The 15,397-nt window shown below is 63.7% G+C and carries 14 protein-coding genes, 1 tRNA gene and 2 pseudogenes; 7 read left to right on the top strand and 10 right to left on the bottom strand.

The window, feature by feature from the left end:
- Positions 1-2: 2 nt before the first annotated feature.
- The 3 genes from KG722_RS09820 to KG722_RS09810 form a co-directional block, all read right to left on the bottom strand.
- Positions 3-89 (bottom strand) — tRNA-Ser (locus tag KG722_RS09820).
- A gap of 186 nt (positions 90-275) precedes the next feature.
- Positions 276-959, bottom strand: coding sequence for a hypothetical protein (locus KG722_RS09815; RefSeq protein WP_213271541.1), 684 nt, complete (start codon positions 957-959; stop codon positions 276-278).
- Positions 960-1,031: 72 nt separating this feature from the next.
- Positions 1,032-2,453: a Wzz/FepE/Etk N-terminal domain-containing protein gene (locus tag KG722_RS09810; protein WP_213271540.1), complete on the bottom strand. Its 1,422-nt coding sequence runs from the start codon at positions 2,451-2,453 to the stop codon at positions 1,032-1,034.
- A 179-nt stretch (positions 2,454-2,632) separates the two neighbouring features.
- On the opposite strand from KG722_RS09810, the gene KG722_RS09805 reads away from it, so the two are divergent.
- Both KG722_RS09805 and KG722_RS09795 read left to right on the top strand, forming a co-directional pair.
- The gene (locus KG722_RS09805; RefSeq protein WP_213271539.1) at positions 2,633-3,574 is read left to right on the top strand and encodes a 2-oxoglutarate and iron-dependent oxygenase domain-containing protein; all 942 of its coding nucleotides are present in this window, start codon (positions 2,633-2,635) and stop codon (positions 3,572-3,574) included.
- A gap of 119 nt (positions 3,575-3,693) precedes the next feature.
- Positions 3,694-4,829, top strand: a pseudogene (locus KG722_RS09795) (DegT/DnrJ/EryC1/StrS family aminotransferase).
- Positions 4,830-4,907: 78 nt separating this feature from the next.
- Here KG722_RS09795 and KG722_RS09790 read toward each other — a convergent pair.
- From KG722_RS09790 to thiS, 4 genes are all read right to left on the bottom strand, one after another.
- A complete protein-coding gene (locus tag KG722_RS09790; RefSeq protein WP_213271536.1) occupies positions 4,908-6,449 on the bottom strand; it encodes a leucyl aminopeptidase in 1,542 nt (513 codons plus the stop codon).
- 117 nt (positions 6,450-6,566) lie between these two features.
- Positions 6,567-7,199 (bottom strand): HAD hydrolase-like protein, encoded by a 633-nt coding sequence (locus KG722_RS09785; protein ID WP_213271535.1) that lies wholly within the window; start codon positions 7,197-7,199, stop codon positions 6,567-6,569.
- 6 nt (positions 7,200-7,205) lie between these two features.
- On the bottom strand, positions 7,206-8,003 hold the full coding sequence (locus tag KG722_RS09780; protein ID WP_213271534.1) for a thiazole synthase: 798 nt from the start codon (positions 8,001-8,003) through the stop codon (positions 7,206-7,208).
- 84 nt (positions 8,004-8,087) lie between these two features.
- Complete coding sequence (gene thiS, locus KG722_RS09775; RefSeq protein ID WP_213271533.1) at positions 8,088-8,300, bottom strand: sulfur carrier protein ThiS; 213 nt, start codon at positions 8,298-8,300, stop codon at positions 8,088-8,090.
- Between the two features lie 63 nt (positions 8,301-8,363).
- On the opposite strand from thiS, the gene aroQ reads away from it, so the two are divergent.
- The 4 genes and pseudogenes from aroQ to aat form a co-directional block, all read left to right on the top strand.
- On the top strand, positions 8,364-8,807 hold the full coding sequence (gene aroQ, locus KG722_RS09770; RefSeq protein ID WP_213271532.1) for a type II 3-dehydroquinate dehydratase: 444 nt from the start codon (positions 8,364-8,366) through the stop codon (positions 8,805-8,807).
- A gap of 3 nt (positions 8,808-8,810) precedes the next feature.
- The gene (accB, locus tag KG722_RS09765) at positions 8,811-9,281 is read left to right on the top strand and encodes an acetyl-CoA carboxylase biotin carboxyl carrier protein (RefSeq protein ID WP_213271531.1); all 471 of its coding nucleotides are present in this window, start codon (positions 8,811-8,813) and stop codon (positions 9,279-9,281) included.
- Position 9,282: 1 nt separating this feature from the next.
- Positions 9,283-10,656: an acetyl-CoA carboxylase biotin carboxylase subunit gene (gene accC, locus KG722_RS09760; RefSeq protein ID WP_213271530.1), complete on the top strand. Its 1,374-nt coding sequence runs from the start codon at positions 9,283-9,285 to the stop codon at positions 10,654-10,656.
- Positions 10,657-10,712: 56 nt separating this feature from the next.
- Positions 10,713-11,309 (top strand): annotated as a pseudogene (gene aat / locus KG722_RS09755) (leucyl/phenylalanyl-tRNA--protein transferase); the annotation flags it as partial.
- 23 nt (positions 11,310-11,332) lie between these two features.
- Here aat and KG722_RS15460 read toward each other — a convergent pair.
- From KG722_RS15460 to KG722_RS09745, 3 genes are read right to left on the bottom strand one after another with little or no spacing between them, the layout of a single operon-like run.
- A complete protein-coding gene (locus KG722_RS15460) occupies positions 11,333-11,887 on the bottom strand; it encodes a DUF2155 domain-containing protein (RefSeq protein WP_366910212.1) in 555 nt (184 codons plus the stop codon).
- A complete protein-coding gene (locus tag KG722_RS09750) occupies positions 11,884-12,429 on the bottom strand; it encodes an outer membrane lipid asymmetry maintenance protein MlaD (RefSeq protein WP_213271528.1) in 546 nt (181 codons plus the stop codon). Before KG722_RS09750 ends, KG722_RS15460 begins: the two co-directional genes overlap by 4 nt.
- Entirely contained in the window at positions 12,422-12,814 is a 393-nt protein-coding gene (locus KG722_RS09745) for an NADH:ubiquinone oxidoreductase subunit NDUFA12 (RefSeq protein ID WP_213271527.1), read from the bottom strand. The genes KG722_RS09750 and KG722_RS09745 overlap by 8 nt, the downstream gene beginning before the upstream one ends.
- A gap of 221 nt (positions 12,815-13,035) precedes the next feature.
- On the opposite strand from KG722_RS09745, the gene KG722_RS09740 reads away from it, so the two are divergent.
- On the top strand, positions 13,036-15,288 hold the full coding sequence (locus tag KG722_RS09740) for a hypothetical protein (RefSeq protein ID WP_213271526.1): 2,253 nt from the start codon (positions 13,036-13,038) through the stop codon (positions 15,286-15,288).
- The last annotated feature ends 109 nt before the right edge of the window (positions 15,289-15,397 follow it).

Below are 15,397 nucleotides of genomic sequence, written 5' to 3'. Positions count from 1 at the left end.
GGCGGAGAGGAAGGGATTCGAACCCTCGATACGCGTTAACGTATACGCCCTTAGCAGGGGCGCGCCTTCAGCCACTCGGCCACCTCTCCAGCGACCAGAACCCCTACAGATGATGGGAAGGCCGGGCAAGCCTCATTTGCCGCCCAGGGCTGCAATCCAGCCTGAAATTGGGATCAGCAGGGCTATCGGGCGCATCGGACGGCCAATCAAACCCAGAGCCCCGCCCTGCGCCGAAAGATTTCCACAGGCCGCCAAGGCAGGGGGGAAGCACTCGCTCAGGAATGTCGGCGCACTGGCAGGCCGGTTTTGAGCCGGTTCATCACCACGCCGGCCACCGTGCCGCCGGCAGACTCAACCGCGCCGCGAAGATCGTCCACCTCATCGGCGCCTGTGCCGTCAGCCTGCACGACCAGGAAAACGCCATCCATCAAGGGAGCGTAGGTCAGCCCGGCCGGAGAGCGCGACAGGGACGGCGCATCAACGATGGCCCAGTCCGCACTGCGCCGCAAAGCGCCCCACCAGCCGGCCGCCGCCTGCATCCGCACGCGTTGCCCGGGCGCAAGCCGCTCATTCCGGAACCGGGTGACCAGAAGACGGAGCCCATCGATTTGATGCGCGGTCAACAGTTTCGACATGGCAGGAACAGTTTCCGATCCGGGAACTGAGTATATCTGCTCCAGAGCCAGCGAGGCATCCAGGGGATGCCCTGGTCGGCCGATACCTTTCAGGATGCCCTTTGAAAACGCCGTGTAGAGAGGGTTCTCGCGCAGGTCGAGATCCACCAGCCAGCTCATCCGTGCGGCCCGCGCCGCTGCCATCAGGGCAAAGGAGGCCGCGACGCTGCTTGTGCCCTCGCCCTCTCTGGCCGAAATGAACATCAGGACACGCCCGCCCGAACGCGGGGTCACCCGCGTTGCGGCCTGCCAGAGGCCGGAAAGGTCCTGCCGCAGATCGAGCATGACTAGCCTTCGGTTGTCCTGACCGGAGCGCTAGCATGTCAGGGTTAACGCGTCTTTAGGAAAACGGGGCCGTCAGTGTTGACGAACGGCGGCGACAACCGGAACACCCACAGTCCGCTCCAAAGCGGCAGGCGTTGCAAATCCGCGCCGCGTGACTGCGCGCACGAGACCAGTTGCGAGCGCAGCCATGCCGGCCAGCAGGAACGCCGCGAGCGCTGCGGGGGCGCGCAGGCTGTTTCCAGCCCCACGGACGGCCGCCGTCTCAACCAGCCTTACATCACCGGCCCCTTCGCGTGCAAGATCAGTGCGGGCGCGGGCGTCTGCCGCACGCGCGCCAAACTTGAGCGCGGCGTCCGCCGCCACATCCCGCCGGCGATGCAGTTCGGCGAGGCCGGGAGCAAGCTCGCGGATCTTCTGGTCGCGCGCTTCAATGCTGGCAATCTGCGCATGCAGCTCTGCCTGCTGACGGCCTGCTGCCTGAGCCTCTGCCTCAAGGCGCGCGATGGCGCCCTGAACCTCCTGATAAAGAGGGTCAGGTCCGCGCCGCACCGTTCCCGCAGCGCCCTCCTGCCGGCTCAGCAAAGCCTCTATTCTTGCGATGCGGTTATCGAGATCGCGCAAGGCCAGAGAGTTTGGTGCCAGGCGCGCGCGCAACTCTTCCCGCTGCAGATAAAGCTCCTGCAGGCGCTGGCGTGAGGTATCCTCCTCATACAGCGTATGGTCGGGGTCCAACGTCGACAGCTTGCGGCGATAGGCAGCCAGGGCCTCTTCCAGCTGAGCCTTGTGCGCGCTCGCCACCATCAGCTCCAGATTGGCAGCCTCATAGAGGCGTTGATGCGTGGTCTGCTCCGCCTCCAGACCGGTCAGGCCGTTCTGCGCCAGATAAGTGCGGATCGCCGCTTCCGCATCGGCTGCTTCCTTCTCGAAGCGTTCCCGCTGCGCGGCAAAACGCAAGGCAGGCTCCTCACCCAGAACCGCCGGGCGATAATCCAGATAGGCGCGCGTCAGGGCATCAAGCAAGCTGGCAGCGATGGCCGGATCGGAATGCGAGAGCTCCAGGGTGACCGCCTGTCCGCCGGGCGCAACCTCTGCCTTGAGGCGAGCGGAGATCAGGTCTGCGCCGATCTGCTCGCAGTCCCGCATGCCGCAACGGGCGGCGAGTCCGGGATAGGCCTTTGCGAGCGTCACCTTGTCCAGCGCAGCGCGGGCGACCACAGGGCTGCGGACCAGTTCGATTTCCGACTGGGCCAGCCGCGCAGGATCCTGGTCTGCCCTTTCCGCTGCCGGCGCAATTACAAGCCGCGCCGTTGCCCTATAGCGCTCCGGCAACACCATCGCCGCCGACAGGCCGAGCGCAAACAGGGGCAGAAAGACGATGAGCATAAGCCATTTGGCCCGCCACAAATGCACCAGCACATCTGCAAGTCCCAGACGCGGCCGCAGGCGCGGCAGCGCCGCCCGCGTTTCAGGCTGGCCGGCATCGGCTGGGGACATGGGCTCGCGCCGCTCCTTGCGGGTACTCAACCTGCAAGAGGTCGCATGACGCGTTTTATATTTCCTTAAGCAACAGCAGGCCGCCATGGCTGTGGGAAGGTTTAGCGTCCCTGCCCCTGGTTCCTTCCGCGGCAGGTCGCCCCCTATCGGGCCTCGTTCACTTCTGGCAAATTACGCTCATGACCCAATACTTTGAACCCATCCCCTATCCGCTCTGGCACTCGGACAAGGCCGCCTTTGCCGAAGCGCTCGGCCGCTCCTTCCGGGAAACCGGCTTTGCCGTCATCACCGGGCATCCGGTCCGGCAGGCCGTGATCGATGCCAACCTTGCCGCCACCAAGGCATTCTTCGCGCTACCTGAGGACGCCAAGGAAAAATACCATGACGCCCCAGGCGGGCGCCAGCGGGGCTATACTCCCTTCGGCACGGAGAACGCCAAGGGCCAGAAACAGGCTGACCTCAAAGAGTTCTGGCATACCGGACGCGACCTGCCCCCCGGATCGCCCTACCGGACTACGATGAAAGACACGCCCAGTGTCGCCGAAGTGCCCGATTTCGACCGCGCCACCCGCGCCCTCTACAAGGCCCTGGATGATTTCGGCGCCGAACTCCTCAAAGGCGTTGCCCTTCACCTGAACCTTCCCGAAGGCTGGTTTGCCGACAAGGTCAACTTTGGCAATTCCATCCTGCGCCTGCTCCACTATCCGCCCCAGATGGATCCGCCAGCCGAGGGCTCGGTCCGTGCCGGCGCGCATGAAGACATCAACGTCATCACCCTCCTGCTCGGCGCGGAAGAAGCCGGGCTAGAGGTCAAGCACCGCACGGGCGCCTGGCTGGCGGTCAACCCACCCCCCGGCGCTTTGGTCATCAATTGCGGCGACATGCTTCAGCGTTATACCGGCGGCATCCTGCCCTCGACCACACACCGGGTCGTCAATCCGGCGCCGGAACGCTCGCGCTTCCCGCGCTATTCCACGCCCTTCTTCCTGCACTTCAACCAGGACTTCCTGATTGAAGCCCTGCCAGGCTGCATCGCGGAAGGCGGAAAAGCCGAACTGCCGATCACCGCCCAGGACTTCCTGATGGAACGTCTTCGGGAAATCGGCCTCGTCAAAGCCTGACCCATTGCGGGACCGGTCCCCTGTGAAGGGGCCGGCCTTTCGCCCGGTCCCGCTTATTCCCCATTGGCACGAAAATTGAGTGTCCCGGAAGGCTTGAGCCAAATCGGGAGGCACAGCCAATGCCAGCCATGGGCTTTTGTGAGTGGATCGCCGCCGGACGCGCGATTGCCGAGGGCCAGCTGACCCGCTATTCCGAAAAGGCACACTTCACCGACGAGTTCGAGCGCGCGCTCTGCCTCCAAACCGGCGCCCGGCATGCGCTCGCAGTGACATCGGGCACAGACGCGCTGATCGCCTCCCTCGCCGCAGCAGGCATCGGCCCGGGCGACGAAGTGCTCGTCCCGGCATACACCTGGATGGCGACGGCGACAGCCCCCGTCATGGTCGGCGCTGTCCCGATCCTGGTCGACATCAACGAGACGCTGACGATCGACCCTGAAGACATCGAGCGGAAGATCACCCCCTACACCCGGGCCATCATCCCCGTGCACATGGGCAACGCTCCCTGCGACATGGACGCGATCATGGCCATCGCAAAAAGCACGGCCTCATCGTGATTGAGGACGCAGCGCAGGCAGTTGGCGTCAAATACAAAGGCCGCTCACTTGGAACGATCGGCCATCTCGGCGCATTCAGCTTCAACAAGATGAAGAACCTCAACATCGGTGAAGGCGGCGCACTCCTGACCAATGACAACCAGTATTTCGCCCGTGCCCGTTCATACCACGACATGGGCTCGATCATGCGCGGCCATGGAGACAGCTTCAACGAGCCCGCCTTCATTGGCAGCAACATGAAGGTCAACGAGATACAGAGCGCCATGGCCAAGGTTCAGCTGAGAAAGCTCCGCCCGGCCCTTGAGCGCCGCCAGAAGCGCCGCGCCATGATGTCCGAAATTCTCCGGCAAAGCTCTGCCTACACCCTCACCCCGCACAACGACGAAGCAAACGCAGTCAGCCTGACCCTGATAGCACCAACGCGCGACGCGGCCATCGCCTTGCAGGAGCGTACCGGGATCTGGAACCGGCTGCGGGACAGTTCGAGACATGTGTATACGAACTGGGAACCCGTCCTCGCGCGGCGCACCTTCCATCCGAAGATGAACCCCTGGAATTGGGCAAAGCGCGACATTACCTACTCGCCGGACATGTGCGCCCGGACGCTGGACATCCTCGACCGCACCTGCGTCGTGAACCTCGGCCTGGAGTTCCCCTCCTTCGTCATGCGCCGCATTGCCGAGCGTATTGCCGCCTGAACGCTCAGCTCTCCAGATACAAAAAGCCCGGCCAGAGACATCTCCAGCCAGGCCTTTCACATTTAACACGCCAGAGGATTACTTGGCTTCATAAGTCCGTGCCACTTGATCGAACAGGCGCACGCCATACCCGACAGCCCCTTTCGGATCGACCGCATTGCCGGAATTCTGCCAGGCAACACCGGCAATATCGACATGCACGAACGGGGTCTCTTCCTTGGCCCATTCCATCAGGAACGCTGCGCCAACTGATGCGCCCGGCGCGCCTTCGCCGCTATTCTTCACATCAGCCACATCGCTTTTGATCGCCTTGAATGTGTTGGGATGAACCGGCAGGTGCCAGAGCGATTCACCAGACTTTTCGGCTGCGTCAAGAAATGTGCCTGCAAGCCCGTCATCCTTGGTGAAGAGGCCCGCATAGTCAGACCCCAGAGCGCCGACAACTGCCCCGGTCAGCGTCGCAATCGTCACGGCCATCTTCGGCTTGTACTGCTCCTGCGCCCACCAGAGACCATCTGCCAGCACAAGGCGGCCTTCGGCGTCCGTGCTCATGATCTCGATGGTCTTGCCGCTCATGGACGTCAGCACATCGCCGGGGCGGATCGCGTTGCCATCGGGCATGTTTTCCGCAATCGCCAGAACGGCCACTGCGTTGACTTTGGCGTCCCGTTTGGCCAGCGTCAGGATCGCGCCCGCAGAGGCCGCCGCGCCCGACATATCCATCCGCATACGCCACATGTTTGCGCTCGGCTTGATCGAGATCCCGCCTGTGTCAAAGGTGATGCCCTTGCCGACAAACACAAGCGGCGCATCGCCTTGCGCGCCGCCCTTGTATTCAATCGCCACCAGCCGCGGGGGACGGACCGAGCCCTGCCCCGTGCCATAGAGCGCGCCCATGCCGAGCGCCTCGATCTGGGTCTCGTCGAGCACCGTCACTGACACACCGTCCACGCCGTCAAACTTTGCGACCACCTGATCGGCCATCCAGGCAGGCGACTTGATGTTCGAGGGCGTCGAAATCAGGTCGCGGGCGAAGAACACGCCCTCGGCAACCGCGCGGGCATCGCTTTCCCATGCGCGGGTGGCGGCATTGGCATCCGGCGCGAGGAATGTCAGCGTCACTTTCGGCCCGGCGGCCTCTTCGGCAGCCTTGCCCCATTTGCCGAAATCATACGCGCCCAGCATCGCGCCCTGCGCCGCGATGGCGGCGTCCTGGGCCACATCTGCCGCGTCTGGCACGACCACATTCACAGCCGACTTCCAGGCAGACGTCCCCCGGGCCACCGTCCCGCCATAGGTCTGCAGATCGGTTGCCGACTTGAGGCCGTCACCGGTGCCAACCAGAAGCACCGCGCTGTATGGCCCCATGCCATAGAGCGTCAGGGTCTGGCCCTCGCCGCCCTTGAACCCGGCCGTCATGATCGCTTCGGCAATGGCACCCTTCGCCGCGCGGTCAGCGTCCCTGGCGATACCGCTCAGGGCGCCATCCTTGCCCACCGGCAGTACGATCGCGCCTTTCGACGGGCGCTCGGCCTTGGCAAAGCCAATGGCAGGAACGTCTGCAGCGGCGGGCAGCACCAGAGCAATGGCCGTTGCAGCGGCGGTAATCCAGGTTTTCATCGGTTGTGTCCTTCCTGTTCCAATTTTGCCAATTGCCTCGGCAAAAATCGACTGCCTGTCCAGCCCTTTCGGGGCATGAAATGCGCAATCTCGTAAGACGGGTGCAAGCGCGAGAGATTATCCCGTGAGGAAGGCCTTCAACTCGGCGGGGTCTTCGAATGCGTGGTCCGGGCAGGCTGCCCGGAGCGCGTCCATCGGTGCAAATCCCCAGCTGACGGCCACAGCGCAGATGCCCACTTCGCGCGCCGCATCGATGTCGCGGATCTCGTCTCCGACCGCCAATGTGCGGGCCGGGGCCGCCTTCAGCCGCTTCATCACGTCCCGGAAATGCTTGGCCTTGCCGAACATGCCAGCGCCGCAGCTCCAGGCGGAAATCCGTGAACTGATCTCCGGCCCCAGGGCCCGGCGCACCACTGCCTCGGCATTGGACGAAACCACGGCCACCGGAATGCCCTTCGCGATCAGCGCATCCAGAAGATCGCGTGTACTGGCGTAGAGCGGAAACGTCTCTGACGCCCGCGCCCGTTTCCGGGCATACACCGCAATCATAGGCAGCTTCCATCCGGGAATGCCCAGCGCCCGCATCACTTCGCGCGGCGGACGCCCGCGCATGGCCTCCTGCTCCTCATGACTGGGCAGGCGAAACCGGAACTTGCGCGAGAGCTCCGGCAGCAGCTCACGAAAAAACCCCACACTGTCGGCCAGCGTGCCATCAAAATCAAAGATGATGAGGTCGGGTTTCTGGGTCATTTCGGCTCAGATCAATCCTGCCAGCGGCGAACTCGGATCGGCATAGCGCTTCTTCGGCATCCGCCCGGCCAGATAGGCTTCCCGCCCCGCGATGACGGCGTGCTTCATGGCCCGTGCCATGCGGACAGGGTCCTTGGCCTGCGCGATGGCGGTATTCATCAGTACACCATCACATCCCAGTTCCATGGCAATGGCAGCGTCGGAGGCGGTCCCCACGCCTGCGTCCACAATCACCGGCACGCGCGCGGCCTCGATGATCAGGCGGATATTGACCGGGTTCATGATGCCAAGGCCCGATCCGATAAGGCTGCCCAGCGGCATGATCGCAACACAGCCTGCGTCTTCCAGAAGCCGGGCATAGACCGGATCATCCGAGCAATAGACCATCACCTCGAAGCCATCCTTGATCAGCGCTTCAGCGGCGCTCAGGGTTTCGGGCATGTTGGGATAAAGCGTCTTCTGATCGGCCAGCACTTCCAGCTTAACAAGGTTCCACCCCCCCGCCTCGCGCGCCAGGCGCAGCGTGCGCACCGCCTCGTCGGCAGTGTAGCAGCCAGCCGTATTGGGCAGAAAAGTGAACTCGTCCGGCTTCACATGATCCGTCAGGCGCGGCTCGTTCGGGTTCGACAGGTTTACCCGCCGCAAGGCCACCGTCACGATCTCGGCGCCGGCCGCCCGCGCCGCGTCCGCGTTCTGTTCATAGGACGCATACTTGCCGGTGCCGACGATCAGACGGGAGGCATATGTCTTTCCGGCGATGACCAGCGGGTCGTCGATCGGGCTCTGGGAGGCGGTGTCGGGCACGGGGTTTGTGTCTCCTGACTGGGACTTTGAATCAGGCGCCATGATGGGCGCCGCCGTTGGAGTTTTCCTGGAATATTTGGCCCCTTATCCACCCCCTACGAACTGCACGATCTCCAGCCTGTCCCCCTCGGTCAGCACGGTCATGGCGTGCTCGGATTTGGGCACGATCTCCCGGTTGCGCTCCACGGCAACGCCGCGCGGGTCTCGCCCCGTCTCGCTGGATATATGTTGGACAAGCTGCCCAACCGTCGTGCCCGGGGCAATCTCGACTGCCTCACCATTGAGTGTGATCTGCATCACCAAAATTCCCTGACTGTTGCCCTCTTGCCACGCTGGCCGTTACAGCGCAAACGAAGGCGCATGTCGAAACCGGTATATGTCCTCGGCGGGCCGAACCTCAACCTTCTGGGTACGCGCGAGCCGGAAATCTACGGGCGCGATACGCTCGAGGATATCCACGCCCGCCTCAGGGTGATCGCCGGCGACGTGGCGATTGTCGCGCGTCAGACGAATTCTGAAGGTGAACTCGTGTCCTGGGTGCAGGAGGCCGCCCGTGAGGGCCGGGCTCTGATCCTCAATGCCGCAGCCTACACGCACACCTCGATCGCCCTGCATGACGCCTTGAAAACATTGAAAATACCCCTGATCGAAGTGCACCTGTCAAACCCCGCCGCGCGCGAGGCGTTCCGGCATGTCAATTACGTTGCACCTGTTGCAGTTGGTACGATTGCCGGGCTAGGTGCCTATGGATATGAACTCGCGCTGAGCGCGGCCCTGAGGCTATCGGGAGAGGCTAGGAGCTAGAATATGAGTACTGCCAAGAACAAGCTGGACACGGGCCTCATCCGGGAACTTGCAGCCATCCTTCGGGAAGCTGACCTGGGAGAGCTTGAAGTCGAACATGAAGGCCTGCGCGTGCGGGTCTCCAAGCCTCTCGCCCCGACGGTGGTCCAAGCCGCAGCCGCGCCCCAGCCGGCTGCCGCTGCCCCGGCCGCCCTGCCTGCGCCTGCCGCACCAGCCGCCCCGGCGGCGGCAGCAGCGTCTGACAATGCCGTAAAATCCCCAATGGTTGGAACAGTTTACCTGTCTCCGGATCCGAATTCGAAGGCCTACATTTCCATCGGCGAAAAGGTGAAAAAGGGCGACACGCTCATGCTCATCGAGGCCATGAAGACGTTCAACCCCGTCGAAGCCGACCGCGCGGGCACTGTGAAGGCGATCTACGTCGACAATGCCCAGCCGGTCGAATACGGCGAAGCACTGGTCTTGATCGAGTAGCATGACGGCCAAGCGTCCCATCCAGAAGGTCCTCATTGCCAACCGTGGTGAAATCGCCCTGCGAATACACCGCGCCTGCAAGGAAATGGGCCTCTCCACCGTCGTCGTTCACTCCGAAGCCGACCGCGATGCCATGGCCGTGCGCCTTGCAGATGAAAGCGTCTGCATCGGCCCGGCACCGTCTTCTGAGAGTTATCTGAAGAAATCCCGCATTCTGGCGGCGGCTGAAATAACCGGCGCCGACGCGATCCACCCTGGCTACGGCTTCCTCTCGGAGAACGCCCAGTTCGCTGAAATGGTCGAGGCCCACGGGATCGCCTTCATTGGCCCGACGGCCGAGCATATCCGTGTCATGGGCGACAAGATCGCCGCCAAGCAGGCGATGATCGAGGCAGGCGTCCCCTGCGTGCCCGGCTCCGAAGGCGCTGTGGAGTCAATCGCCGAAGCCAAGAAGGCCGCCAAGAAGATCGGTTTCCCGATCCTCGTCAAAGCCTCTGCCGGCGGCGGCGGGCGCGGCATGAAGCTCGCCATGACAGAGGCAGACCTCGAAAACGCGATCAAGACGGCAAAGACCGAATCGAAGGCCGCGTTCGGCGATGACGCCGTCTATCTGGAAAAATACCTCCAGGGTCCGCGGCACATCGAGATCCAGGTGATCGCCGACACGCATGGAAATGTCGCCCACCTCTGGGAGCGCGACTGCTCCCTGCAGCGTCGCAATCAGAAAGTCTTCGAAGAAGCGCCCTCGCCGGCACTCAATCAGGTTCAGCGCGAGGAAATCGGCGGCATCGTCGCCCGCGCAATGTCCAAACTCGGCTATCGCGGCGCCGGCACCATCGAATTCCTCTACGAAGACGGCCGCTTCTATTTCATCGAAATGAACACCCGCCTTCAGGTCGAACACCCGGTCACCGAGATGATCACGGGGATCGACCTTGTGCGTGAGCAGATACGCATTGCCGACGGCAAGGCGCTCTCCTTCCGCCAGGAAGACGTGATGCTCGTCGGCCATGCCATCGAATGCCGCATCAATGCCGAGCATCCCGAAACCTTCGTGCCGTCGCCGGGCCTCATCACCGAGTTCCATGCGCCGGGCGGCCCGGATGTGCGTCTCGATAGCGCCGCCTATGCCGGCTATCGCATTCCCCCGCACTACGACTCGCTGATCGGCAAGCTCATCGTGCACGGACGCACCCGGCGGGAATGCCTGATGCGCCTCAAGCGCGCGCTGCAGGAGATGGTGGTGGGCGGTGTCCATACCACACTCGACCTTCATCGCCGCCTCGTGGACAATGATGACGTCCAGGCTGGTGACTACAACATTCACTGGCTGGAAAAATTCCTGGCAGACAACAAGCTTCCGGCGGGCGAATAAGCGCCCGCCACCGCGCCACGTTTACAGCTGCCGCGGCGCAACCCATATCATGGCTCATGTCAGCCCGCTTCGGACCAGAAGACCTGCTCGCCTGCTATCGCCGGGGCGTGTTTCCCATGGCGGATTCACGAGACGATCCGCGCCTCTTCCTGGTTGATCCCGACTTCCGGGGCATCCTGCCGCTCGATGCTTTCCATATCCCCAAACGCCTGAAGCGCCGCGTCTGTCAGGACCCTTACCGGGTTTCCTTTGACACCGCGTTCACCCGCATCGTGGAAGCCTGCGGCGAGCCACATGACAACCGCCCGAACACCTGGATCAACTCTCCGATCGTCAACCTCTACAGCGCGCTGCACCGGCAGGGCTTTGCCCACTCGGTCGAGTGCTGGCAGGGGGATGAGCTGGTCGGGGGCCTCTATGGCGTTGCCCTGGGCGGGGCGTTCTTTGGCGAAAGCATGTTTTCGCGGGCAACCGATGCCTCAAAGATCGCATTGGTACATCTTGCGGCACGTCTCATCGATCGCGGCTACGTGTTGCTGGACGCCCAGTTCCACAATCCCCATCTCGTCCAGTTTGGCCTGCTCGAGATCAGCCGGGATGCGTTCAAGGCGCGCTTGAAAGCGGCCCTGAAGGTCGAAGCGGATTTTCACGGCGGACCTGTAAAGCCCTCCTCCGATCAGTCGATCGGAATGTCCTCTTCAGGCGGCGTTTCCGTCTCGGTCACGCCAGCGGGCATGTCGTCATACAACGGCTCAACACTTTCCGGAATGGTTGCTCGCTCGGGAAGCTTCACCGGATCAGGCGCCGTGCAACGTATCACCCAGATATCGTAGACCGGATGTTCCAGAGCATTGAGGCCAGGGGACGAGGCATACATCCAGCCTGAGAAAAGGATCGGATTGTCTGCCGCTTCTGGCGCGGCGGCCTTGGCAGCAACGGCAACTTCCATCGTCTCGACAGCAACTGGCCGGGTCGACGCAATCTGCAGAAACGCGGCGCTTTCCGGCACTTCCTCAGGCGGCGCCTGGAAGCAGGTTTTCAGCTCAACCCGGAGAGATCCGTACACAACCGGTTCGCCCACCTTGACCACAATATCGGTCGACCGCCCCGTGATCTTGTCGAGCGCGCGAAGTGTCGCCTGATTCTTCTGCGCCATCGTGTTGGCCGAAGCCGTGAGCGCAACAAGGGCTGCCAGGCTGGTTGCAGCAAGCAGACGGGAAGCAGTTTTCATTCCACGGCTCCGTCAGAGGGAACTTCCGGTTCATCGCTCAGGCCGAAGTCATCTTCTGCCGCCGGGGAGGCGCTACTCTGGCTGCTACCACCCCCGCCGGAGGCGAAGGAAGCAAACAGGGTAAGCAGGTCAACGCTGCCGCGGGTGTAGATGATTTCGCCAGTGCCATCCTGGGCGATGGTGTCAAAGCCTGCGCCGGGCTCGAGCGCGATATAGGCGCCGCCCAGAAGGCCATCTGTGGAAATGCGGGCGTCAGTATCGTCCGGAAGCGCCCACTTGGAATCGAGCGAGAGCTTGAGCACAGCCTCAAACGTCTCTGGATCGCCCTCGATCGTCTTGACCACGCCAGCCTTTACGCCGGCGATGCGGACATCTGAACCCCTCGAAATTCCTGACACGCTGTTGAAGCGGGCGGTGACTTCGTACTGGTTTGCACCAACAGCTGCGGTATCGCCGCCACGCGCGAGCGCAAACCAGAGGAAAAAACCGGCAACGCCGATAACGATCGCGCCGATCAGGGTTTCAAAGAGGGATTCACGCATCCGGGGTCCAGGCCTCGTAATCAGAGTCTGAGCGCTGACGCGTTCCTTTGGCGGACATCGCACCCTTGGGCTTCACGGCATAGGGCGTGCCGGTCATGTTGGGGGTGTGATCGGTTTCCCAATCGCGGCGCTCCAGCGGCATCTTGGTAGGCGGCGCGTCCAGCGTGTGGTGCAGCCAGCCATGCCAGTCAGCCGGGACTTTCGATGGCTCAGCCAGCCCCTGATACATGACATAACGGCGCCGGCGGCCTTCGAGCGAAGGCTTGCGCTCCTCAAAGTAGCGATTGCCGTATTCATCCGTCCCGACAAAGGCCGAACGCCGTTTGATGTCGAAGGCGGCTCCGACGGTGTTCCCGCTCCACCAGGTGAAAATCTGCTTCAGCATCTCAGGCTTTCCTGACCGTGTTTGATGGCCGCAATATGGCGATGCCAATATGGCGATGATGGGCGATTAATCCATCCATGGCGGGCAGGCAATGAGCCGCGGACGCGCGGGCCCTGCGGAGACAGGCAACCGGCCGCTTTCCGGGGCTCAAAAGCGGTTGCCGCAGGGGGGGCAAGCAGGCACCCTCTCCCGGAGTGATTCGGCAGGAGGCTCGGGACCAGATGGCAGCTAAATCGCAGGGGGAAGTCCTGGAAGCGGCAGAGGCAGACGGCCTGATTTCCCGCGAAGTACGGATGCGCGACATTTCCCGGTCCGCCGGCCGCGCTCTCCAGCCGCTGACGCCTGCTGCCCTTGAACAGGTCCGGTCGGCCTGGTCGGCAGCCAACCTGCTGGGCGTATCCCAGCTCGCGACCGCCGAAATGCTGGAACGTTTGGGCGAGGCGCCGCGCAATGCCGAGCTGGCCGAAGCCATCGCTGCCGGCCTGCCCCAGGACGTGCTGGAAGAAGCCCTCCGTCAGCCCGGCGGCATCCAGAAAACCGCCGCCGCCCTGCGCGCTGCAGCGGTCAGCACCCCGTCGCCCCGCCCCGGCATGTTTGAAACCGGACACCTCGACGGCGCGCTCAGCGCCGCGCTTGACGCCGTGCTCGACGAAGGCGCAGAGATCCATCTTGCCCGCGCGCCCCTGCCGGACGCTGCAACACGTTGCCGCGTCATTGATGTTGCCGCCGCCACAGGCCCTGGCGGGCTGGAAGCCGACTACCTTGTTTCCTCAGCCGACGCAGCCGGCCGCTCTTTGGGAGACGGCGTGCTGGTCATTGCCGGCCTTGGCGCGGCCGTCATGTCGCTCGGCCTCGACTATGCTTCCGAACCCGGCATTGCCGCGGGCGCCGCGCTGACGGCGCTGGTGCGCGCAGCAGCGACCGGTGCAGCCTTCCCGGCCGCGCAGGCGCGCGTCCTGGGCCTTGAAGCCATCAAGGCGGGCGGTCGGCGCAACTGCCAGGTCGCCATCCTGCCCCTCATGGACCTTGGCGCCATCCTGCCGGACTGCGAAAGCGAAGGCGCTGCGCCCGTCCGCACGGTTCTGGCCTATGGCGAGGAAGCCCCGTCTCTCGGCCGCGCCGCGCGCCTTGGCCTTGCCCGCCGCGCGCCCGAACACCTGCCCGTCCTGCTCGGTCGCCTCGCCAGCGCCGGAGAGCAGGATCTCGACGCCGCGCTGGGGCGCACCAAGCTCCGCGACCGGGGCTTCAGTGACGACGCCATCGAGCGCGTCACGCGCGCCATCGGGGATGGCCTGCCACTGAATGCCGCCTTCTCCCGCTGGGTGCTGGGCGACGAGATCATCGCGGGCGACCTGCGCCTGTCACCCGAACGCTTTGATTCGGACGGCCGGGCGCTGCTCTCCGCTGTCGGTTTCTCGAAGAAGGATATTGCCGCCGCCGAAGCCGCCATTGACGGCGCAGTGGAAGACATCGCCGGCAAAGGCCTTGCCGCAGCTGGTTTCTCGCTCAACATTTCGATGGACGCAGAGCTCCGTTTCACCTCGGCTGCTGCCCGCGCCCTCAATGGCACGGCGATGCTCCGCGTGCCTGCGCGGGAAGGGCTGAAGATGGCCGAAGCGGCCATGGCCGCAGGCCTCTCCGTTCTGCTCACCGGCCATCGCACGCCGCCCTCTGATGATGTGCGCGACCGTATGGATCAGATCCTGTCGCTCGCTGAGGAAATCGCCGAAGACGCTGAAGCCCTGCCCGCCCTGCCCTCACTTTCCGATGCTGGCCCGCCCGTGCGCCGCACCCGCCTGCCCGACCGCCGCAAAGGCTATATCCAGAAAGCCACCGTCGGCGGTCACAAGGTCTACCTGCACACCGGCGAGTTCGATGATGGCAGCCTCGGCGAAATCTTCATCGACATGCACAAGGAAGGCGCCGCCTTCCGCAGCCTGATGAACAACTTCGCCATCTCGGTCTCCCTCGGCCTGCAATATGGCGTGCCGCTGGAAGAATATGCCGATGCCTTCGTCTTCACCCGGTTTGAACCGGCCGGCGAAGTTACCGGCAATGACCGGATCACCAAGGCAACCTCGATCCTCGACTACATCTTCCGCGAACTCGCGCTCTCCTATCTCGGCCGCGACGATCTTGCCGAGGCCGATGTGACCCATGACGGCCTCGGCCGGGGCGCGGGCGATGCCACACGCAGCGCCCAGACCGCCGCCTTCACCACCGAGGCGGCACAGATCATCTCCCGGGGCTTTTCCCGCGGGCAGCTGCCCGACAACATCGTGATCCTCAACAAACGCCGCGCCGCAAAGGCGACCGGGGATGCAGAGGCAACCGAAGATGAGGCGATTGACCTGACGCCGGCTTATCTTTCCCAGCCCTGCCCGGCCTGTGGAAGCTTTACCCTCTTTGAAGCGGCGCCAGGCGGCCACCAGGCCTGCGATACCTGCGGCGAAGAGTGCCGGGCCACGCAGTAGCGTCTGAGGCGAGTCCCCCTCCTGATTCTACCCCCGCAGGGCGGCGCATTAACCCTGTCGCGGCGTCACAAGCTATTGCAAAGCAGCCACAGTTACCGGGCTTTTACAC

The sequence above is a fragment of the Hyphomonas sp. genome, assembly GCF_018402285.1.
In the GTDB taxonomy this organism is placed as follows: domain Bacteria; phylum Pseudomonadota; class Alphaproteobacteria; order Caulobacterales; family Hyphomonadaceae; genus Hyphomonas.
Note: the sequence above shows the minus strand (reverse complement) of the source record. Positions and strands in the feature narration are given on the sequence as shown.